The sequence below is a fragment of the Brevundimonas sp. genome, assembly GCF_027484365.1.
In the GTDB taxonomy this organism is placed as follows: domain Bacteria; phylum Pseudomonadota; class Alphaproteobacteria; order Caulobacterales; family Caulobacteraceae; genus Brevundimonas.
Map to the genome: position 1 here is coordinate 44,161 of NZ_JAIXTC010000026.1, position 21,581 is coordinate 65,741.

At 67.5% G+C, this 21,581-nt stretch carries 20 protein-coding genes; 1 reads left to right on the forward strand and 19 read right to left on the reverse strand.

The annotated features are described in order from the left end of the window. The first annotated feature begins 117 nt into the window (after positions 1 to 117). Complete coding sequence (gene lepB / locus Q0044_RS14175) at positions 118 to 903, forward strand: signal peptidase I (protein WP_524536183.1); 786 nt, start codon at positions 118 to 120, stop codon at positions 901 to 903. On the opposite strand, the gene Q0044_RS14180 is transcribed toward lepB, so the two are convergent. The 19 genes from Q0044_RS14180 to Q0044_RS17015 form a co-directional block, all read right to left on the reverse strand. Continuing rightward, positions 900 to 1,235, reverse strand: coding sequence for an EF-hand domain-containing protein (locus tag Q0044_RS14180; RefSeq protein WP_298163109.1), 336 nt, complete (start codon positions 1,233 to 1,235; stop codon positions 900 to 902). The genes lepB and Q0044_RS14180 overlap by 4 nt on opposite strands. A 21-nt stretch (positions 1,236 to 1,256) precedes the next feature. Continuing rightward, the gene (lpxB, locus tag Q0044_RS14185; RefSeq protein ID WP_298163214.1) at positions 1,257 to 2,432 is read right to left on the reverse strand and encodes a lipid-A-disaccharide synthase; all 1,176 of its coding nucleotides are present in this window, start codon (positions 2,430 to 2,432) and stop codon (positions 1,257 to 1,259) included. Positions 2,433 to 2,437: 5 nt separating this feature from the next. Then, entirely contained in the window at positions 2,438 to 3,277 is an 840-nt protein-coding gene (gene lpxI / locus Q0044_RS14190) for a UDP-2,3-diacylglucosamine diphosphatase (RefSeq protein ID WP_298163110.1), read from the reverse strand. A 106-nt stretch (positions 3,278 to 3,383) separates the two neighbouring features. After that, on the reverse strand, positions 3,384 to 4,172 hold the full coding sequence (gene lpxA / locus Q0044_RS14195; RefSeq protein WP_298163111.1) for an acyl-ACP--UDP-N-acetylglucosamine O-acyltransferase: 789 nt from the start codon (positions 4,170 to 4,172) through the stop codon (positions 3,384 to 3,386). Continuing rightward, complete coding sequence (fabZ, locus tag Q0044_RS14200; RefSeq protein WP_298163112.1) at positions 4,169 to 4,639, reverse strand: 3-hydroxyacyl-ACP dehydratase FabZ; 471 nt, start codon at positions 4,637 to 4,639, stop codon at positions 4,169 to 4,171. The genes lpxA and fabZ overlap by 4 nt, the downstream gene beginning before the upstream one ends. Further along, the gene (gene lpxD / locus Q0044_RS14205; protein ID WP_298163113.1) at positions 4,632 to 5,645 is read right to left on the reverse strand and encodes a UDP-3-O-(3-hydroxymyristoyl)glucosamine N-acyltransferase; all 1,014 of its coding nucleotides are present in this window, start codon (positions 5,643 to 5,645) and stop codon (positions 4,632 to 4,634) included. The genes fabZ and lpxD overlap by 8 nt, the downstream gene beginning before the upstream one ends. An 11-nt stretch (positions 5,646 to 5,656) precedes the next feature. After that, the gene (locus Q0044_RS14210) at positions 5,657 to 6,232 is read right to left on the reverse strand and encodes an OmpH/Skp family outer membrane protein (protein ID WP_298163114.1); all 576 of its coding nucleotides are present in this window, start codon (positions 6,230 to 6,232) and stop codon (positions 5,657 to 5,659) included. A 31-nt stretch (positions 6,233 to 6,263) separates the two neighbouring features. Then, the gene (gene bamA / locus Q0044_RS14215; protein ID WP_298163115.1) at positions 6,264 to 8,684 is read right to left on the reverse strand and encodes an outer membrane protein assembly factor BamA; all 2,421 of its coding nucleotides are present in this window, start codon (positions 8,682 to 8,684) and stop codon (positions 6,264 to 6,266) included. 29 nt (positions 8,685 to 8,713) lie between these two features. Continuing rightward, positions 8,714 to 9,931, reverse strand: coding sequence for a M50 family metallopeptidase (locus tag Q0044_RS14220; RefSeq protein ID WP_298163116.1), 1,218 nt, complete (start codon positions 9,929 to 9,931; stop codon positions 8,714 to 8,716). Positions 9,932 to 9,961: 30 nt separating this feature from the next. Then, positions 9,962 to 11,158, reverse strand: a complete 1,197-nt coding sequence (gene dxr, locus Q0044_RS14225; protein ID WP_298163117.1) for a 1-deoxy-D-xylulose-5-phosphate reductoisomerase — start codon at positions 11,156 to 11,158, stop codon at positions 9,962 to 9,964. Beyond that, positions 11,155 to 11,961 (reverse strand): phosphatidate cytidylyltransferase, encoded by an 807-nt coding sequence (locus tag Q0044_RS14230; protein WP_366941129.1) that lies wholly within the window; start codon positions 11,959 to 11,961, stop codon positions 11,155 to 11,157. Before Q0044_RS14230 ends, dxr begins: the two co-directional genes overlap by 4 nt. Positions 11,962 to 11,972: 11 nt before the next feature. Beyond that, a complete protein-coding gene (uppS, locus tag Q0044_RS14235; RefSeq protein WP_298163119.1) occupies positions 11,973 to 12,728 on the reverse strand; it encodes a polyprenyl diphosphate synthase in 756 nt (251 codons plus the stop codon). Positions 12,729 to 12,763: 35 nt separating this feature from the next. Further along, positions 12,764 to 13,321 (reverse strand): ribosome recycling factor, encoded by a 558-nt coding sequence (gene frr, locus Q0044_RS14240; RefSeq protein WP_298163120.1) that lies wholly within the window; start codon positions 13,319 to 13,321, stop codon positions 12,764 to 12,766. Positions 13,322 to 13,348: 27 nt separating this feature from the next. After that, the gene (gene pyrH, locus Q0044_RS14245) at positions 13,349 to 14,095 is read right to left on the reverse strand and encodes a UMP kinase (RefSeq protein WP_298163121.1); all 747 of its coding nucleotides are present in this window, start codon (positions 14,093 to 14,095) and stop codon (positions 13,349 to 13,351) included. Positions 14,096 to 14,194: 99 nt separating this feature from the next. Further along, the gene (gene tsf, locus Q0044_RS14250; protein ID WP_298163122.1) at positions 14,195 to 15,139 is read right to left on the reverse strand and encodes a translation elongation factor Ts; all 945 of its coding nucleotides are present in this window, start codon (positions 15,137 to 15,139) and stop codon (positions 14,195 to 14,197) included. A gap of 100 nt (positions 15,140 to 15,239) precedes the next feature. Further along, positions 15,240 to 16,121: a 30S ribosomal protein S2 gene (rpsB, locus tag Q0044_RS14255; protein WP_298163123.1), complete on the reverse strand. Its 882-nt coding sequence runs from the start codon at positions 16,119 to 16,121 to the stop codon at positions 15,240 to 15,242. Between the two features lie 229 nt (positions 16,122 to 16,350). Continuing rightward, on the reverse strand, positions 16,351 to 17,871 hold the full coding sequence (dacB, locus tag Q0044_RS14260) for a D-alanyl-D-alanine carboxypeptidase/D-alanyl-D-alanine endopeptidase (protein WP_298163124.1): 1,521 nt from the start codon (positions 17,869 to 17,871) through the stop codon (positions 16,351 to 16,353). Further along, complete coding sequence (gene dnaE, locus Q0044_RS14265) at positions 17,871 to 21,362, reverse strand: DNA polymerase III subunit alpha (RefSeq protein ID WP_524536184.1); 3,492 nt, start codon at positions 21,360 to 21,362, stop codon at positions 17,871 to 17,873. Before dnaE ends, dacB begins: the two co-directional genes overlap by 1 nt. Beyond that, entirely contained in the window at positions 21,359 to 21,448 is a 90-nt protein-coding gene (locus Q0044_RS17015; protein ID WP_492024195.1) for a hypothetical protein, read from the reverse strand. The genes dnaE and Q0044_RS17015 overlap by 4 nt, the downstream gene beginning before the upstream one ends. Positions 21,449 to 21,581: the final 133 nt, after the last annotated feature.

The following is a 21,581-nucleotide window of genomic DNA, read 5'->3' on the forward strand; positions in this document are numbered from 1 at the left end:
GACAGACAGGACGCCGGGGCCCGCGCCCCGGCGTTTTTCTTTGTCCGGACACGTTCAAGGGCGTGTCCGGACACGACATCTCTGGCGTGACGACCGGATCGCGGTTCGACTGTCGCCATGACCCAGACCCCCGACACTCCTAAAGCCCAAGTCCCCTCCGCAACCGACGCCGCGCCGTCCGCCATGGACGAGATCGTCGAGACGGTCCGCACCATGGCCGCCGCCCTGGCCGCTGCGGTCCTGATTCAAACCGTCGCCTTCCAGCCCTTCACCATCCCCTCGGCCTCGATGGAGCCGGGACTGATCGTCGGCGACTATCTGGTGGTGTCCAAATTCGCCTATGGCTGGAGCCGCGCCTCCCTGCCGTTCAATCCGCCCCTCCCCTCTGGACGGCTGTTCGAGCATCTGCCGAAGCGAGGCGACGTCGTCGTCTTCCGTCGCCCCAGCAATCCGCAGGAGACCTGGATCAAGCGGGTGATCGGACTGCCCGGCGACACGGTGTCGGTCTCCGACGGCGTCGTGACGGTCAACGGCCAGGCCCTCCCGCAGCGGGCGCTCGGTCCGGGTCTCGACCTCGATCAGCCGGGACGGCCCGTGGAGCAGGTCGAGGAGCGTCAGGCGGACGGTCGCGCCTATGTCACCTTCGACGGCGGTCCCGAAGCCGGCGACGATCGGCCGGTCCAGGTCGTGCCCCCGGGTCAGCTGTTCGTCATGGGCGACAATCGCGACAACTCGCTGGACAGCCGCTGGTCGGGGGACATCGGGGTCGGTCTGCTGCCGGTCAGCAATCTGATCGGGCGTGCAGAGGTCGTTGTCGCCTCATGGAAGCCGGGCGCGGCCCTGTGGAAGCCGTGGACCTGGATCAACCTGCGACCGGGCCGGCTGGTCCGGCGGATCCGCTAGCGAGCCCGGAATTCGGAAAACGAGACGACACCGTCGTGGTTGGCGTCCATCTGATCGAAGGCGACGCGAGAGCCCGGCAAGGCCTGGGCGATCGACGGCGCCGCCGCCGCGCCGATGACGATGCCCGCCACGGCAGCGACCAGCGCCTGCCAGGTCTTCATCGTCCGTCTGACTCTGGGAGCCGCCTCGGTCTCGGTCTCGATCAGGCCGCGCACGACCTCGCTGGCAGTCAGACCGGCGGCACGGCAGCGTTCCATGAAGGCGAGCTTCGACGCGTGCGGCAGCCGGATTTCCAGCGTCTCGCTCTTCTTGGGCGGGCGGGCAGAAGTCATTCGACAGTCATCCAGAATGGATCAGCCAGCCGAACCTATGGCGGATAGGCTATTTGATCCAGAGGTCCCCGCAATGACGTTCAGGACGGCCTCGGCGGCCAGGGTCGAAGGGTCCGCACCGCTCCGCCCCATATAGTCCAGCGCCTCGGTCTGCCGACGGCTCTGGGCTGTCCGGGCATCCGGATTGCTCAGCAGCCGCCCCACCTCGGCCGCGACCTTCTCGGGCGTCGCGTCGGTCTGGATCAGCTCCCGCGCGATCTCTTCGTCCGCCGCATGGTTGAACAGGGTCGCGTACCGGCCCGTGAAGAAGGGCTTCATGATCGCATAGCTGAGCGGCGCGAACCGGTAGCCGATGACCATGGGGGCCCCGGCCAGGGCCAGTTCGGTCGATACCGTGCCGCTGGTCGCAAGGGCCACGGTCGCGGCCTTCATCGCTGCGTATTTGTCCGCCTCGGTCACGACATGGGCGCGGAAGGGCCAGGCGGCGATCCGGGCCGTGACGTCCTCGGCGACGGTGCCCGCGACGACCACGGCGACCTCGAGTTTTGCATCGGCGGCCTTCAGCCGTTTGATCGCCGCCTCATAGACGGGCGTCATCAGCCGGACCTCGCTCGGCCGGCTTCCCGGCAGGACCAGCAGCAGCCGGGCGTCCGGCGCGATGTCCCGCGCGGCGCGGAAGCCGGTCGGATCGCCCCCCCCCATGTCGACATGCAGGGCCTGCGACCCGACCACGGTCGTCGGCAACCCCTCGCGTTCGAACCACGGCGCGTCAAAGGCATAGAGCGCCAGCAGGTGATCCACCGCTCCGGCCAGGGTCTTCGCCCGCCCCGGCCGCGACGCCCAGACCTGGGGCCCGACGTATTTGATCAGGGGTACGCCGGGCAGCGCCCCGCGCAGGGCCCTGGCCACCCGGATGGTGAAGCCCCAGCTGTCGATCAGGACGACTGCATCCGGCCGCTCCCGCACCGCCAGGGCTACGGTGTCGGCGACCCGCGCCTTGACCCGGCCATAGGCGCGCAGACCCTCCAGCCAGCCGAGAATCGACAGTTCGGCGATGTCGAACGGGCTCTCGATGCCCTCGGACGCCATCTTCGGACCGCCGACGCCGACGAAGTCGATGTCCGGTCGCCGCACTCGCAAGGCCTGCGCCAGACCGGCGCCCAGCGCATCGCCCGAAGCCTCTGCGGCGACCAGCATGATCTTCACGAGCGGTCCTCGCCCCAGACGAACAGACCCAGACGATCCGCCGCCTCGATGATCGCAGCCCGGTCGATCAGGATCAGTCGGCCCGCGACCCCGCCCACGCCCGCCAGTCCGGCGGCGGCGGCCATCTCGAGGGTCCGGGCGCCGATCACCGGCATGTCGACCCTCAGATCCTGGATCGGCTTGGGGGCCTTGCCCAGAGCGCCCTTCGGCTTGCCGGGCGCCCCGCGCAGGTCCGCAGGCAGGCCGGCCACGCGTCCGAGCATGGCGTCCGTGCCTTCCTGGGCCTCCACAGCGAGCACCAGGCCGTCGCAGACGACCGCGCCCTGGCCGATGTCGAGCTCGCCGGCCTTCTCTGCGACATGCAGGGCCTTTCTGAGATCGGAGAGATGGCCCTCATCCGGTTGCACTCGCCCGAGCGCGCCGATCGGCAGGGTTTCGCCGCCCAGAATGTCGTCCGCGCCCTCGATGGCGTAGCCCTCGGCCTCGAACACCGACAGGATCTTGCGCAGCAGGGCGTCATCGCCCTTCGTCGCCGCCGCGATGATCCCCGGCATCACCATCGCCCCCTTCAGATCGGGCTTGAGCGCCTTGAAATCCGGGCGACTGACCGTGCCGGCGAAACAGACCGCCGTGCAGCCCGCCGCCTTCAGCGCCGACAACACCTTGCCGATCTCGGCCATACCGGCCTCGATCCCCGGATAGCGGATCAGATGCGGGTCGGCGAAACTCGTCAGACGGACCACGAAAACAGGTCGTCCCTCGGCCTCGCACCGTGCCGCGACGGCCAGCGGCAGGGCGCCGCCGCCCGCGATCAGGCCCAGTTTGCCGGGGGTCAAGGCCCGCCTCCCGGGCCGAACCGGGCATTTGGTGAAGTTGGCGAGGTTGACCAGCCGACTGGTCGGGTTGGCGACGAAATTTGGCGGGTTTGGCGCCCGGGATTGGTCATTCGCCGGGCAGGCAGAGCGGCCGCTTGCCCCCTTCGCGGATGAAGGCCGTGATCTCCATGATCTCGGGCAGGTCGGCGTAGCCGGCCTCGACCGTCTCCAGCCGGTCGGCGAACACATCCGCGCCCTCGAACAGGTCGCGGAAGGCCGCCAGCAACCGCCGGACCGCGTCCTTGCCATAGCCCTTCCGCTTCAGCCCGATCAGGTTCAGGCCGTGCAGTCGGGCATGGTTGCCCCAGGCCGAGCCATAGGGGATCACGTCGCGCGTCACGGCCGCCAGACCGCCGACGATGGCGCCCTGCCCCACACGGCCGTTCTGGTGCACGGCGCACAGGCCGCCGAGGAAGACCTTGTCACCGATGCACGCGTGACCGCCCAGGGTCGCGCTGTTGGCCATCACCACATTGTCGCCGACGATCGCGTCGTGACCGACGTGGGCGCCGGTCATGAACAGGCCGTTGGAGCCGACACGGGTGACGCCCGACCCCTGAGGCGTGCCCCGGTTGAAGGTGGCGTGCTCGCGGATCGAATTGTCCGTACCGATCTCCAGCCGGACGGTCTCGCCCTTGTAGCCGTTGTGCTGGGGGTCGCCCCCGATCACGGCGAACGGATGGATGACGGTGCGGGCGCCGACGGTCGTGTCCTGCTGCACCACCACATGGCTGACCAGATGGACGCCGTCGTCGAGCGTCACGCCCGGCCCAACCGTGCACCACGGCCCGATCGCCACATCCGCGCCCAGTTCGACCGAGCCGTCGACGATGGCGGTGGGGTGAATCTGGCTCATGCCGTGACCGGCTGGTCGACAGTGACCACCATGGCCGCGAAGTCGGCTTCTGCCGCCAGCTTGCCGTCGATGAAGGTCTCGCCCCGGAATTTGAAGATGTCGCCGCGCTGCTTCGTCACGATCACATTCATCTTCAGCTGATCGCCGGGCCGCGCCGGCTTGCGGAAGCGGACGCCGTCGATGGACATGAACATGATGACCTTGCCCTCGACCTCCACGTCCAGGCTCTTGGACATCAGCAGGGCGCCCGTCTGGGCCATGGCCTCGACGATCAGGACGCCCGGCATGACCGGATCGATCGGGAAATGTCCCGGGAAGAACGGCTCGTTGTGAGTGACGTTCTTGATGCCGGTGATGGATGTGCTGGCCACGAAGGCCTCGGCCTTGTCCACCAGCAGGAAGGGATAGCGGTGGGGCAGCCGACGCATGACCTCGGCGTAGTCGATCGTCACCCCAGGCTCAGTCATCCGTCCGCTCTCTCTTTCGCCCCGCCTGCTTGGAGACCCAGACGGTCTCGCGCAAGAACTGACGGATCGGTTTGGCCGGATAGCCGGACCAGGTCTCTCCCGCCGGAATATCCGCGAGCACGCCCGCGCCCGCCGCGACCCGCGCGCCGACGCCGATGCTGAAGTGGTCGCCGACGCCCGCCTGGCCGCCGAACATGACGCCGTCGGCAATCGTCACGGAGCCCGAAATCCCCGTCTGACCGGCGATCAGGCAGTTGCGGCCGATCACGCAGTTATGGGCGATCATGACCAGATTATCGATCTTCGTGTTCTCGCCGATCACAGTGTCGTCGTAGGCCCCGCGGTCGATGCAGGTGTTGGCGCCGATCGTCACCCCGTCCTGGATGATCACCCGGCCCAGCTGGGGCACGTCGACTGGTCCCGTCGCCGCCCCGGCCGCCCCGAACCCGGCCTCGCCCAGCCTTGCGCCAGCATAGATCTTCACCCGGTCGCCGATCAGGGCGAAGCGGACGGTGACGTTCGGGCCGATGTCGCAATCGCGGCCGATCTGGACGCCTGGCCCGATCACCGTATTGGCACCGATCCGGCTGCCGCGCCCTATGCGCGCGCCCTGTCCCAGGACCACGCCGGGCTCGATCACGACGCTTTCGTCCTCGCTGACCTCGGCCAGTGGGACTGCGGTCAGGCCAACAGGCCGATGCAGGGCCACGGCGACGGCGGCCCAGGCGGCCTGCGGCGTCCGGGAGACGATGACGGCCGCGCCGGCTGGAGCCGCGTCCACGGCCTCTCTCGGCACGATCACGCAGCCTGCGGCGGTCGCTCCCAGGGCCTGAAGGAATTTCCGGTCACCGAGAAAGGCCACAGCCTGACCGTCCGCCGACGCCAGGGGCGCGACACGCAGAATGCGGGCCGCCGAAGGACGAACGACCTCGCCGCCCGTCAGGGCCGCGAGGTCGTCGACGCCGAGCGGGCTCAGCGTATCGAAGAAACGGGCGTCGGGCGTCATGCCCTGCGCCTTTACTGAGCCTGGACCGGGATCGGCATCCGGTTGAACGTCAGGGTCGGCAGGGCCGTGTTCAGGCGCTGGATGACAACCTCGGTCACATCCATGGCCGGGTTCAGGATGAACACGCTCTCACGGTCTATCAGGATGCCGCAGCCGCGCTCCTGATAGACGGCGACCAGGATCGGCTCGACCTGGGCCGAGATCAGGCGGCGCTGTTCCGAAAGGGTGTAGCGTAGCTCGTCCTGCCGCGTCTGTTCCAGGGTCTGGGCTTCCGTGATGCGAGCCTGCAAGGCCGTGCGGCGAGCGCCGTCCGGATCCGCAGCCTGACCGCCCTGTTGCAGCGACGTGATCTCGGTCTGGATCGCGGTGGCGTAGGGGGCCAGTTCGCCCTGAACTTCCGTGGCCAGCTGCTCCATGCGGGCCTGAACGGACTGACCGGCGGTCGAGGTCGCCAGCAGCTGCTGGTTGAAATAGACGCAGACGCCCGGAATGACGGGGCCGGGGTTCTGCGGGCCCTGGGTCTGGGCGGCGGCGGCGGAGGCGACGAGCGAAGCCAGGGCGAAAGCGCCGATAGCGAGGATTTTCATGGATAACCTTATAGGGCCGACAGGCCCGGGCTTAGAATTGGGTTGAGGTCGAGAAGCGGAAGGTCTCGGTCCGGTCGTACTCTTCGTTGCTCAGAATCTGGCTGAAGTCGAACCGGATCGGGCCCATCGGCGACTTCCAGTGAACGCTGAGACCGGCGGAGGCCCGCAGCGACAGGTCGTCCGCGATCGAGGTGTCCGGCAGGCCGTTGGATCCGAGGGTGTAGCGGTTGTCCAGAACACCCAGGGTGCCGACGTCGGCGAACAATGATGTCTTGATGCCGTACTGTTCCGGCAGGACGTTGGGCAGGGTCAGTTCGACCGTGCCGACCGCGTAGAAATTGCCGCCCAGCGCGTCCTGGGTCGTCAGGTCGCGCGGACCCATCCCGGCGTTCTCGAAGCCCCGGAAGCTGTTGCCGCCCTTGAAGAAGCGGTCGTTAATGCGCACCGCGTCGCCGGCCCAGCCCGAGACGTAGCCGGCGGAGCCCGCAACCGTAACAATCCAGCTGGGCGTGATGCCGTAGTACAGGGTCGCGTCGACCTCGGTCTTCACATAGTTCACGTCGCCGCCGAGACCCGCGAAATCCTGACGGAGCGAGCCGCTCCAGCCGCGGGTCGCCCGCACCGGGTCGTTCCGGCGGTCCACGACCAGCGTATAGCCGACGGACGAGTTCAGCGAGGCGCCGACCTGTTCGCACAGGGCGGACGAACCGGAACCGCCGGTGTCGCAGTATCCGACCGGCACCAGGATCTCGTCGTCCTTGATGAAGTATCGGGTCGACAGGCGGCTGTAGCCGTTGAGCGGATAGGTCAGGCGCAGGCCAGCGCCGGTCGACCGGTAGTCGAACGAGGACTCTTCCTGGAAGTCGTAGCGCGAGTGGAACAGGTCGAAACCGGCTCCGATGTCCCGGCCGAGGAAGCGGGGTTCGGTGAAGCGGAAGTCGATCTGCTGGCGCAGCGAGCCCCATTCGACGCGGGCGACCACATTCTGGCCCCGGCCGCGGAAGTTCCGCTCGGAAATGCCCAGGTTGACCACGAAGCTGTCGACCGAGCTGAACCCGGCGCCGACGGAGAGCTCGCCGGTCGGCTGTTCCTCAACGGTGACGTTGACAATCGAGCGGTCCGGCGCCGCGCCGCGGGCCTCGTCGACGGTCACTTCCTTGAAGAAGCCCAGGGCCCGCAGATTGTTGCGCGACCGCTCCAGCAGGGTGCGGTTGAAGGCGTCGCCCTCGGTCAACATCAACTCGCGCCGGATGACCGGATCGATGGTGCGGGTGTTGCCGATGACGTTGATGCGGTCAACGTAGACGCGCTGACCTTCCGACACGTTGAACGTGACGTCGATGGTGTCGGTCTCGGGATTAGGCCGATAGGTCGGGTTGATGTCGACGAAGGCGTAGCCCGCCGAGCCCGCCGCGAAGGTCAGGGCGTCGACCGAACTCTCGATCTTGTCGCTCTCGTACAGGTCACCCGTGCGGATCGGCAGCAGCAGCTCGAGGAAGTCCGCGTTGAGGCGATCGTTTTCGGTGACGACCTGGATGTCGCCGAAATTGTACTTGTCACCCTCGTCGACCGTCAGGGTCATGGCGAAGGCGCTGTCGTCCGGCGCCAGCTCGGCCACGGCCGAGGTGATCCGGAAGTCATAATAGCCGCGATTGGTGTAGAATTTCCGCAGCTGCTCGCGATCGTAATCGAGGCGGCCCGGGTCGTAGTTGTCGTTCTTGGTGAACAGCCGCCACCACTGCGTCTGCTTGGTCACCATGACCTCGCGCAGTTCGCTGTCGGAGAAGGCGCTGTTGCCCAGGAAGGTGATCGACTGCACGCCCGTCTCCGGGCCCTCATCGATCTCGAAGATCAGGTCTACGCGGTTCTGCTCCAGCTGGACCAGCTTGGGCGTCACGTTGGCCGAGATGCGGCCGGACAGCCGGTAGAGCTCGATGATCTTGCCCACGTCCTCCTGCACCCGGGCGCGGGTGTAGATTCCGCGCGGCGCGATGGTCACTTCCTCGCGCAGCTTGTCCTCGCTGATCGCGCCGTTCCCCTCGAACACCACCTGGTTGATGATGGGGTTCTCGACGATGCGGACGACGAGATCGCCGTTCGGCTGCAGGCCGATCTGGATGTCGGCGAACAGCTGGGTGCGCGTCAGGGTGCGGATCGCGACGTCGAGGATCACCGGATCGATCGTGTCGCCCGGCTGGATCGGCAGGTAGGACAGGACCGTGGTCTGGTCGATGCGCTGGTTGCCCTGGACCAGGATGCGGTTGACCACGCCCGTCTCGGAGGGCGCAGCCTGCTGGGCGGACGCAGCGGGCGCCGCCGGGGCCGCAGGCGCCGTCTGGGCGAGGGCCGGGGCGCCCGCGACAAGCGCCAGGAGGCTTGCGGTCGCTGCGCAGGTCCTGCGCAGGTTGCGGTCACCCGGATTGGAAGCGGCGCGGAGGTCGTTCAGGATCATGCGGGGAACCATCGGGGGCTGGCGTCGGCTCAACTGACGAGCCCGCCGAGGAATTGGAACACGTTCGACTTCTGCAGGTCGTTCCAGGTGGCGAACAACATCAAACCCGCCAGCAAAGCAAGACCGACCCTGTATCCGGCCTCCTGAACGTTGGCGGCAACGGGTTTCTTCGCCACAGCTTCGTAGGCGTAGAAGACCAGATGTCCGCCATCCAGAACGGGGATGGGCAACAGGTTTAGAAAGCCGATTCCGATCGAAAGTATGGCGGCGAAGCTCGTTAGCGTCAGGAGCAGGTTCAGCGCCATGGCACCCGGATCGGGATTCGCGGCGACTGCGGCATTGGTCAGGGCCCCGGACGCCTTGGCGATCCCCAGGGGTCCACTCAACTGGTCGCCCGACTCACGGCCGGTGAAGATACGTCCGAGGTAGGTCAGGGTGGTCCCGAGGATATCGCCCGTCTCCCGGACGCCACGACCGACGGCCTCGACCGGATTGTAGCGGATGTACCGCGTCGTTCCCGGCGGACTGGTCAGCGAAAGACCGATCCGGCCCACGCTGACACGACCGGCGATGGGATCGGCCTCGGTGCGACGAACGGGTGTCGCGACCAGTTCGATCGGGGCCCCGTTCCGTTCCACGGTGAAGCGCAGGGCGTCGCCGCTGGACAGGGTGACCTTGCGCGTCACTTCGCCGGCGTCACCGATGACGCGACCGTTGATCGCCGTGATCAGGTCGCCGGTCTGGAATCCGGCAGCAGCAGCGGGCGATCCCGCCGCGACCTCGGCCACCTGGGCCGGCCGCAACCGGTCCCCGATCGCCGAAAACAGCACGGTGAAGATGAAGATGGCGAGGATGAAGTTCGATACCGGCCCGGCGGCGACGATCAGCATCCGCTGCCATACCGGCTTGAAATGGAAATAGTCGCGCTCGGCCCCGTCCCCGTCTCTAGCAATGATCTCTGACTTCAGGGCGTCCAGCCCCCGGCTGTCCGGCACGCTGGACGCATCCAGGTCGCCGGAGAATTTCACATAGCCGCCCAGCGGCATCCAGCCGACGCGCCATTCGATGCCGTTCCGGTCGGTGCGGCTGAAGAGGGCCTTGCCGAAACCGATGGCGAACCGGTCGACCTTCACGCCGAAGGCGCGCGCCACAAGGAAGTGTCCAAGCTCGTGGATGGTGACGATGACCGTCAGCACCAGCAGAAACGGCACGACGTAGATCAGGGCCTGTCCCAGCGCGTTCAGCATGCCGTCTCCATTGCCGTCGAGCCGAATGGCTCAGGCGGCGAGCGCCAGATTCCCGACGATTTCGATCGCGACCCGACGGGCGCGGGCATCGAGCGCGAGTGCGCCGGCGCAGGCATCGTCGAAATCGGCATACGCCTCCGTCTTCGTCATCCGAGCAAGGGTTTCGGCGACGACTGCGGCAATATTGAGAAAGGCCAGACGACGGTCAAGGAAGGCCAGGGCCGCGACCTCGTTGGCGGCGTTGAAGATGGTGGGCGCCCCCCTCCCCGCCACCAGCGCCTCGCGCGCCAGTCTCAGCGACGGGAACCGCTCCGGATCCGGCGCCTCAAAGGTCAGACGGCCCAATGCCGCGAGGTCCAGCTTCGGTGCCGGCCAGGCCATCCGGTCGGGCCAGGCGAGGGCGCAGGCGATCGGCGTCTTCATGTCCGGCGGCCCCATCTGTGCCAGGGTCGAGCCGTCGATGAACTCGACCAGGCTGTGGATGATCGATTCGGGGTGGACCACGACGTCGATCCGCTCGGCCGGCATGTCGAAAAGGTAGGCCGCCTCGATCATCTCGAGGCCCTTGTTGGCCATGGTGGCGCTGTCGACCGAGATCTTGGCGCCCATGCTCCAGTTGGGATGGGCCACCGCCTGTTCGGGCGTCATGGCGGCCATGTCAGTGCGAGACGTCTGGCGGAAGGGACCGCCCGAGGCCGTGAGGATCAGCCGCGCCACACGGTCTGGCGCCTCGGCCGGAAAGACCTGAAAGATGGCGGAGTGCTCGGAATCCACGGGGATCAGCCGCCCGCCGGACGCCGTCACCCGCTCGATCAGCGCCCGACCGCAACAGACCAGACTTTCCTTGTTGGCCAGCGCCAGCGTCGCGCCCGTCGCGGCTGCGGCCCAGGCCGACTTCAGACCCGCCGCCCCGACGATGGCCGCCATGACGAGGTCCGTCGGTCGCGTCGCCGCCTCAACCACAGCCGCTTCTCCCGCCGCCACGGCAATTCCGGTCCCGCCGAGGGCGGTCCGCAGGGCCTCCAGCCGGTTCGGGTCGGCGGTGACCGCCACGGCGGGCCGCCAGCGACGCGCCTGTTCGGCCAGTCGCTCGATGTTCTTTCCGCCGGTGAGGGCCACAACCTCGAACGCCCCGGTGCCGGCCTTCTCGGCCTGGTCCATAAGGTCAAGCGTCGAGGCGCCCACAGATCCGGTGGACCCCAGCACGGTCACACGACGCCGGATCACGCGCCTGCACCGACATAGGTGGCCAGGGTCCGTCCGACGGCGACGACGACAATCGCGAACATCAGCCCGTCGACCCGATCCATAAGCCCGCCGTGACCGGGGATCAGATTGCCCGCATCCTTGACCCCGAACCGTCTTTTCAGCGCCGACTCCCACAGGTCGCCGGCCATGGTGGCGAGCGCCGCAGCCAGTCCGAGAAGGGCGCTCCAGGCGATTGAGCGCACGCCGGCCTCCGGCAGGGCCGCCATGGCGGCGCCCGCCAGGGTTCCGGCCAGCAGCCCTCCGATAAATCCGGACCAGGTCTTGTTGGGCGAATAGCGGGGCCAGAGCTTCGGTCCGCCGACCGCGCTTCCCACCAGGAAGGCCACGATGTCCGAAGCCCAGGCGACGACGAAGGCCAGGGTCACCCAGTAGAATCCGACCGCCGTGTTCCCGTCCCGCAGCCAGATCAGCAACAGGGCCGGCCAGCCGAGATAGAGAACGCCATAGGCGGCATCGATGCCCGACTGTCCGCGGGCCCTTGCGAACAGGCCGGCCGCGGCCGCGCCGAAGACCAGAAGCACCAGGCTGAAGGACAGGGTCTGGCTCGGGTTGGACAGAAGCGTCGCGACAAGCGCCAGGGCCACAGCGGCGGCGACGGCCTTCCAGTCGCCCGGCGCACTCATCCGCGCCCATTCCATCGACAGGACCATACAGGCGATCAGCAGGACGCCGAGGATCCAGGGTCCGCCGAACCAGACGGCCAGCAAGGCGCCCGGCGCGAGGACGACGGCCGAGGCGGCGCGCAGCCCGATGTCGCGCACCTTGAACGCCATCAGCCGACCGCGAGCGCGGGCTCGACCGCGACAGCGCCGAAGCGCCGGTCCCGCTGCCGATACTGGCTCACCGCATCGCCGAGGGCTTCGGTTCCGTAGTCAGGCCACAGCACGTCCTGATAGACCAGTTCGGCATAGGCCGCCTCCCACAGGAGGAAGTTGGACAGTCTCTGCTCGCCGGAGGTCCGTACGATCAGGTCCACCGGAGGACCGCCCGCCGTCGACAGGCCAAGGCCCAGGGCCGCCTCGTCCAGCGGACCGGTCGCCTGGCCGGCCAGCAGTTGATCCACATAGGCCTGGGCCGCATCGACGATGTCCGCCCGGCCGCCGTAGTTGAACGCCACCTGCAGCAGAAAACGGCTGTTGTGCGCCGTCGAGCGCTCGGCCCGTTCCACGATCGCCGCGATGTCGGCCGGAAGTCCCGTGCGTCGGCCCAGGACCCGCACGCGCACGCCTTCACGTTCCAGCCGGGCCAGATCGCTCGCGACATAGGATCGGACCAGTCCCATCAGGTCCGAGACCTCCTCCACCGGGCGGCGCCAGTTCTCGGTCGAGAAGCCGAACACCGTCAGGCATTCGATGCCAAACTGCGGGGCGGCCTGAACGGTTCGCTTGAGCGCCTGGACACCCTCACGATGGCCCATGGCCCTGGGCAGACCGCGAGCCTGAGCCCAGCGACCGTTGCCGTCCATGATCAGTGCGACATGCCGGGGCCCCGCGTCAGGGGCCGGCGCGCCGCCGGTGGGGGCCGTCATCCGCTATCCGTTCTGTCGAGGTTCGAGGAAAAGCCTCAAACCTGCATGATCTCAACTTCCTTGGTCTTCAAGGTCTCGTCGATGCGCTTGATGGCCGCGTCCGTGTCCTTCTGGACCTCGGTTTCCATCTTCTTTTGCTCGTCCTGGCTGATGTCGCCCGCCTTCTCGGCCTTCTTGAGGTCCTCGTTGGCGTCGCGGCGCACATTGCGCACGGCGATCTTCTGCTGCTCGGCGTATTTGCCGGCGAGCTTGGCCAGTTCCTTGCGTCGCTCCTCGGTCAGGGGCGGCACCGGAATGCGCAGCGTCTGGCCGTCCACGATCGGGTTCAGTCCGAGGCCGGCGGCGCGGATGGCCTTTTCGACCGGCCCGACCATCGACTTGTCCCACACGCTGACCGAGATCATGCGCGGTTCGGGCACACTGATCGCCGCCACGGCGTTCAGGGGCGACGACGAGCCGTAAGCCTGCACCTGCACCGGATCCAGAAGGCCGGCGTTGGCCCGGCCCGTGCGCAGGCCCTGAAACTCCTCTTTCAGCGAGGTCACGGCCCTGTCCATGCGGTCGCGATAGGTTTTCAGTTCGGGCTTGGCCATCGGGGTCTCCTCATTCTCGGTCGTGTCTCAGGCGGCTTTGGACGGAACGTCACTGATCACCGTGAACGTTCCTTTGCCCTTCAGCACCTTTCGCAGCGAATCTTCCTCACGGATCGAAAACACCACGATCGGGATCCGGGACTCGCGCATCAGGGCGATCGCGGCGGCGTCCATGACCTTCAGGTTCTGGGACAGCACGTCCTGGTAGGACAGGTGATCGTAGCGGGTCGCGGTCTTGTCCTTCTTCGGATCAGCCGAATAGACGCCGTCGACGGAGGTTCCCTTCAGCAGGGCGTCGCACCCCATTTCGGCGGCGCGCAAGGCGGCGGCCGTGTCCGTCGTGAAATAGGGATTGCCGGTGCCGGCGGCGAAGATCACCACCCTGCCCTTCTCCATGTGGCGCACGGCGCGACGACGGATATAGGGCTCGGCGATGGCGGCCATCGGGATGGCGCTCTGCACCCGGGTATCAACTCCGATCTTCTCGAGCGCATTCTGCATGGCGAGCGCGTTCATGACGGTGGCCAGCATGCCCATGTAGTCGGCGCTCGCGCGTTCCATGTCCGCCGCCGCCGTCGACAGGCCGCGGAAGATGTTGCCGCCGCCGATGACGAGGCAGATCTGGGTCCCGCCCTTGGCGACGCGCGCGATGGCCGCCGCCACCGTGTCGACCGTGTGCATGTCGATGCCGTAGCCCTGATCCCCCATCAGGACCTCGCCCGACACCTTCAGCAGCACCTTCTTGTATCTGGGGGCGCTGTCGGAAGTCGGCATGGGGGTCTCGCTTCGTGGGGAATCGGCGGGCCCTTATAGACGAAGGGCGCGTCCGGCTTCAAAGCCGAACGCGCCCCGGGTGTCACGAAGTCTTTGCGCTTAAGCTTGCGGAGCCATCATCGAGGCGACTTCCGAAGCGAAGTCCGGACCCTCGACCTTCTCCACGCCCTCGCCCAGAGCCAGGCGGACGAAGCCGGCCAGGTGCAGGCCCGGAGCGCCCAGTTCCTTGCCCGTGTCGGCGACCAGCTGTTCGATGGTCACGTCCGGGTTCATGACGAACGGCTGCTTGGTCAGCACCACGTCCTTCTGGAACTTGTTGATCTGGCCTTCCACGATCTTGGCGATCATGTTTTCCGGCTTGCCTTCTTCCTTGGCCTTTTCGGTCAGGACCTGACGTTCCTTCTCGACCGCGGCCGGATCCAGATCGTCCGTGTTCAGCGACAGCGGAGCGGTCGCGGCCACGTGCATGGCGATCTTGCGGCCCAGTTCACGCAGGGCGACCTTGTCGCCACCGCCGTGCAGGGCGACCAGCACGCCGATGCGGCCCAGACCCGGCGCCACGGCATTGTGGACGTAGGAGGCGACGACGCCTTCATCGACCGACAGGCGGGCGGCGCGGCGCAGCTGCATGTTCTCGCCGATGGTCGCGATCATGTTGGTGACCTCGGCCTGGATGGTGTTGCCGTTTTCCAGCTCGGCGCCATGCAGGGCCTCGACGGTGTGGTGCTCCAGACCCTTCTGGGCGAAGGCCTTGGCGGCGTTCTGGAACAGCTCGTTGCGGGCGACGAAGTCGGTTTCCGAGTTGAACTCGATGGCGGCACCGATTTCGCCCTTGCCGTCTTCCTTGGACGCGACGGCCACAAGGCCCTCGGCGGCGACGCGGTCGGCCTTCTTGGCGGCCTTGGACAGGCCCTTGGCGCGCAGCCAGTCGATCGCGGCATTGATGTCGCCGTCGGTTTCCTGGAGCGCCTTCTTGCAATCCATCATGCCGACGCCGGATTTGGCGCGCAGTTCCATGACGAGGGCGGCGGTGATCTCGGCCATTTCTGGTCTCCTGAGGTCTTGAATGCGTGAGCGGCCGGGCTTGGATTAGCCCGGCCGCATGTCAGTTTTGCGGACGGTCCGGAACGCCGGACCGGTCCGATCAGGCGTTGGCTTGCTCTTCTTCGGCAGCCGGTTCCTCGACAGGCGACTCTTCGCCCGAAGCGGCCAGCATTTCCTCGGCGACTGCCTCGGCGCCCGCGGGGGCGGCGTCGGCTTCAACCGGGGCCGAGGCCTCGGCCAGCATAGGCTCGACGGGGTTTTCCGAAGCGCCCAGATCGACGCCCGAGTGGGCGGCGCCGGCGGCCAGACCGTCGAGGACGGCGTCGGCGATCAGATCGCAGTAGGTCTGGATGGCGCGCGCGGCGTCATCGTTGCCCGGGATCGGATAGGTGATGCCGTCGGGATCCGAGTTGGTGTCCAGGATCGCGATGATCGGAATGTTCAGCTTGCGGGCCTCGAGGATCGCGATCGCTTCCTTGTTGGTGTCGATCACGAACATGATGTCCGGAATGGAGCCCATGTCCTTGATGCCGCCCAGGGAAAGCTCCAGCTTTTCCTTCTCGCGCTCGAGAGTCAGCAGTTCCTTCTTGACCCGGCCTTCGCCGCCGCGCTCCAGCAGGCCTTCCAGCTCGCGCAGGCGGGCGATCGAGCCCGACACGGTGCGCCAGTTGGTCAGGGTGCCGCCGAGCCAGCGGTTGTTCATGTAGTACTGGGCGCAGCGCTTGGCGGCCTCGGCGACGGGCTCGGCGGCCTGGCGCTTGGTGCCGACGAACAGAACGCGACCGCCCTTGGCGGCGACTTCGCGCACGGCCACCAGAGCCTGGTGGAACAGCGGCATCGTCTGCGACAGGTCGATGATGTGGATGTTCGAGCGCGAGCCGAAGATGTAGCGCTCCATCTTCGGGTTCCAGCGGTGCGTCTGGTGGCCGAAGTGGGCGCCTGCTTCGAGCAGGGTGCGCATGGAGAAGTCTGGCAGAGCCATCTTTGGAAGTCCTTTTTCCGATTATTCCGCCGCAGACGGTGAAAGGATCAGAGGATCCCTCGGAACGGAGCGCTTCAGGATTTCTCCCCGAAACGCGCCACGCCTGCGTGTGAAGTGGGCGGGCATATAGTCGGGACGGGGCAGGAAGGCAAGCGAAACGCGCCCCGGAACGGATAACGTTCCAGCCGGATAACCCGCATGGCGTCCAGCCGCCCCCGGACCGAACCCGTCAGTTTCCCGCCGCCAGCGCCACGAGGGCGAGGTCCATCACCTCGGTCGCCGAGCCCGCCGTCGAGGGGCGATCGTTGGCGTAGATCGCGACCACGAGCGTCCGCCCGCTGGCCGCCGTCAGGAAGCCGGCAAGGGCGTTGACCCCGTTCAGCGTGCCCGTCTTGGCGAAAATCCGCCCCTCCAGCGGCGTGTCGACGAACCGCCGCGCCAGGGTGCCGTCCCGACCCCCGACCGGCAAGGTCGCCCGCCAGGCCTCGCCCCAGGGCTGGCGGCTCGTCCAGAGCAGGAAGGTCGCCGTGGCTCGGGGGCTGACCCGGTTATAGGCCGACAGCCCGGACCCGTCGTAAAGATCGAAGGCCGATGGCTGGATGCCCGCCGTCGCCAGCATCGCCCGGACCTGTGCCAGGCCATCGGCGCTCGACCCGGCGCCCTCGACGCGTCCAAGGCGGCGCAGCATCAGTTCGGCGTGCAGATTCTGACTGAATTTCGCGGTGCGGGTCAGGCTTCCCAGCAGAGGCGGACGGGCGAGGCGCGCGGCCTCGACACCCCCAGGTTCAACACCGGCCGGCGATGCCTCGCCCCTGGCGGGATCGTCGGACAGGTCCAGCGGGCGGTGGCGGGTCCGAACCGTGCCGTCCACCGTGACGCCGCGCGCCTCGAGCAGGGACCTGAACCGCATGGCCGCCATCCTAGCGGGATCGTCCAGCCCGACCCGTAGCGGGATGGCAGCGCCTCCCACCGGCATCCGGCCATACAGGCGAACGGCGTCCTCGCCCGGTCGCCGCTCCAGCCTCAGGGCGGCCTCGCCCTCTGCGACGGTCACCGCCGTGTTGACCAGCGGCAGCAGATCGTCCCCCGCACGCCACGCAGCCTGCACCGGCGCACCCGCTCTCACCCCGGGCGAGACCTGCAGAACCACGATGTTGTCGTTGACCGTCAGGGCCGAGACGGCCGTGCCGAACCCTTCCTGCATGTCCTCCCAGGCCCAGCCGGGGCCGCGACGCTCGTCGGGGTACAGGCGGTCGTCGCCGATGACGTCGCCGACGCGCAGCGTACGGGTCGCGACGGCATCGGCGAGTTGAGCGAGGCAGTTCGTCATGCAAGCGGGGCCGTCGCCCAGCGCAGGATCGCCTGCGCCGACAAGGACGACATCGACGGCCCCGCCGTCCCCCCGGTCCTCCAGTCTTATGGAGGTGCCGTCCGCAGGATCGGGGGCGTCCAGCCCCTGCAGCAGTGCGAACGCCGTGGCCGTGGCGAAGATCTTGGTATTGGACGCCGGGCTGAAGCGGTCGTCGGCGCGAATGTCCACCAGCACCTGGCCGTCCAGGGTCATGGCCATCATGCCCCATCGCGTCCCGGCCAGTCCGGGATCGTCGAGAATGACGGAAAGCCGCCCCTCAAGGTCCCCGGCCGGACCGGCAAGGGAGGGCGCACCCAGCGCGGCACATCCGCCCACCGACAGGGCGCCGATCAGGACCAGCGACGACAGGGCAGCCCGGACAGCGGCCCCGAGACGCATCATGCCTCTTCCAGCATGAGCACGCCGGGCGCCGACTTCAGCGCCCCGCGCAGCGCGCCGTCCAGCCGGTAGCGGCCCGGCAGTCGCACCTCGACCTCGCGGCGGCCGTCCAGCGAGGCGATCAGGGTGATTTCCCCGCCCTTGCCCTGGGCCAGAGCGCGCGCCAGCCGCGCCTGGATCGCCGCCGGGTCGGTCGATCTCGCCGAGACGTGGACCCGGAGCCCCACCGAGGCGTCGTCCACCAGCGCATCCAGTTTCGAACAGTCGTCGCCGAAGAACCGCACCTCGCCGTCCGACGACTTGGCCCGGACCCGCACCATCAGGGCGGCGCCGACCTCGAGCAGGTCGCGGCATTTCCGAAGCTGTTCCGGCGGGAACAGGCATTCGAACTCGCCGGTCGGGTCCGAAAAGGTGACGAAGGCGAACTTCTCGCCGGACTTGGCGCTGGCCCGTTCCTGACGACGACGCACGACGCCGGCCATCATGAAGGCGTCGTGGCCCTGTTCGGCACGCTGCACGGCCTCGGCGACGAAGGTCACCCGCTTGCGACGCAGCGCCCCCTCCATATCCTCCAGGGGGTGGCCCGACAGATAGAAACCGACGGCCGAGAGTTCCTGGTCCAGTCGTTCGGGCCCGACCCAGGGGTCCATGCTCTTGAGCCGGGGTCGCGACGCCCCGGCCTGATCCGCGCCGAACAGCGACACCTGCGATGAGTTCCGGTCCGCCGCCACGCTCTGGCAATAGGCCATCAGCACATCGGCCTGTTCGAACAGCTGGCGGCGGTTGGGATGGATGCTGTCGAAAGCTCCCGCCCTGGCCAGACCTTCCAGGGCCCGCTTGTTGACGGCGCGCGGATCGACGCGCTCGAGGAAGTCGAAGATGTCGGCGAACCGGCCGCCGGTCTCGCGCACCTCGACGACGTGCTTCATCGCCTCCAGCCCCACGTTGCGGATGGCGCCGAGCGCATAGAGGACAGCACCCTTGCCGTCGTCGTCCCAGGCCACGTCGAAGTCGGCTGAGGAGGCGTTCACGTCGGGCGCGCGCACGGGCACCTCGAACTTGCGGGCGTCCTGATAGAAGACCGCCAGCTTGTCGGTGTTGGACAGGTCCAGCGACATCGAGGCGGCGAAGAACTCGACCGGATGGTTCGCCTTCAGCCAGCCGGTCTGATACGAAATCAGCGCATAGGCGGCGGCGTGCGACTTGTTGAAGCCGTAGCCGGCGAACTTGGCCACAAGTTCGAAGATGCCGTCAGACTGCTGTTCCGGCACGGACTTTTCGGAGGCGCCCTTTATGAAGCGCGCCTTCTGGATGTCCATCTCCTCCTTCTTCTTCTTGCCCATGGCGCGTCGAAGAAGGTCGGCCTCGCCCAGCGAATAGCCGGCCAGGATCTGGGCGATCTTCATCACCTGTTCCTGGTAGATGATGACGCCGTAGGTCTCCGACAGGGTCTCCTGCAGGGACGGATGCAGGTAGTCGACCTCCTGTCGCCCGAACTTGCGGTCGATATAGGTGTCGATCATCTCCATCGGCCCGGGCCGGTAGAGGGAGATCAGGGCGGTGATCTCCTCGATGGAACCGCAGCGCATCTTGCGCAGGGTGTCGCGCATGCCCTGGGATTCCAGCTGGAACACCCCGACCGTCTGGCCCGAGGCCATCAGCTCATAGGTCGATGCATCGTCCAGCGGCAGCAGGTTGAAGTCGACCGCCGCGCCCCTGCGGCTCAGATAGCCGTGCGCCCGGTCCAGCACCGTCAGGGTCTTGAGGCCGAGGAAGTCGAACTTCACCAGGCCGGCCGGCTCGACCCATTTCATGTTGAACTGGGTGGCCGGGATGTCCGAGCGAGGATCCTGATAAAGGGGCGTCAGCTCGACCAGGGGTCGGTCGCCGATGACAATGCCGGCGGCGTGGGTCGAGGCGTTGCGATACAGCCCTTCCAGCTCCAGCGACGTCGCCAGCAGATTGGCCACGGCCGGCTCGGCGTCCCGCGCCTCTCTCAGACGCGACTCGATCTCGATGGCCTGGGCCAGGGTCGTGGGATTGGCCGGGTTGTTCGGCACCATCTTGCAGAGCCGGTCGACCTGACCGAGGGGCATCTGCAGCACCCGCCCCACGTCCCGCAGCACGGCCCGCGCCTGCAGGGTGCCGAAGGTGATGATCTGGGCGACCCGGTCCTTGCCGTAGCGCTCCTGGACGTAGGTGATCACCTCCTCCCGCCGCTCCTGGCAGAAGTCGATGTCGAAGTCGGGCATGGACACCCGTTCGGGGTTCAGGAAGCGCTCGAACAGCAGACCGAACCGCAACGGATCCAGATCCGTGATGGTCAGAGCCCAGGCGACCAGCGACCCTGCGCCCGATCCCCGGCCCGGACCCACGGGAATCCCGTGCGACTTGGCCCATTTGATGAAGTCCGCCACGATCAGGAAATAGCCGGGGAAGCCCATCTGGGTGATGATCCCCACCTCCCATTCCAGCCGGGCCCAGTAGTCGGCCTCGGGCGCAGACGGCGTCACCTGTTTCAGACGCGCCTTTAGACCCTCACGGGCCTGGTGCATCAGTTCGTCGGGCTCGGTCCGGCCGTCGCCGGTATCGAAGCGCGGCAGGATCGGCGGGTGGGTCTTGACCAGGAAGGCGCAACGGCGCGCGATCTCGATCGTGGTGTCGCAGGCCTCGGGCAGATCCACGAACAGGGTCCGCATCTCGGCGGCGGTCTTGAAGAAGTGCTGGTCAGTGATCCGGCGGCGATCCTCCTGACCGGTGAAGGCGCCGTCGGCGATGCACAGCAGGGCGTCGTGCGACCGCGCCTGGCTCTGCTTTGCGTAATGGACATCGTTGGTCGCCGTCAGCGGCGCGTCATTGGCATAGGCCCATTCGACCAGTCCACGCTCGGCAACAGCCTCATCAGGCCGGCCGTGACGCTGGAGCTCGACGTAGAAGCGATCGCCGAACACACCGGCCATGGTCGCCAGCGCATGGGCGGCCTCGCCCGGCTTGTTCTGTACGTACAGGGGATCGACAGGACCGTCCGGCCCACCGGACAGCAGGATCAGTCCCTCGGACAGTTCGGCGACCCGGCCCCACGCCACATTGGGCTCGTCGTCGCCGGCCAGAAGGTAAGCTTCCGACGACAGGGCGCAGAGGTTTCGCCACCCCTTTTCGCTCTGGCAGATCAGGACGACGGTCGGGGTCTTGGCCCAGCGCTCACCCCGCTTGCCGCCGATGCCGGTGACCGGCAGCGCACAGGCGATCAACGGTTGAACCCCCGCGCCCCTGGCGGCTTCGGAGAACTCCAGTGCCCCGAACAGATTGACCCGGTCCGCCACCGCCACCGCGGGCATGCCCGCATCGGCCGCCAGCCGCCCCACCTTGCCCGCCTTGATCGCGCCTTCCAGCAGCGAATAGGCCGAACGGACCCTCAGATGGACGAAACCGGTCTCTGCGGGCGTATCGGTGATGGCCTGAACCTCGAGCGCAGGCCGGAGGCGACTCATCTCGCCAACAGGGCGACCTGCCACACCATCCAGACAAAGCCGCCGCACGATGCAAGCGACAGCGCTTCCCGAACCACCCGTGTCATCGTCTTATCCCCAGATTGCGTGTTCCGGTATTGTTCTATGTTGGCAGTTTGTTCCAGTCAACAGCCTTGTGAAGCGCAGGCGACGTCAGCGGTGGAAAGGTCTAGGCTCGACGCAGACAGCGCCCGCCCTCCC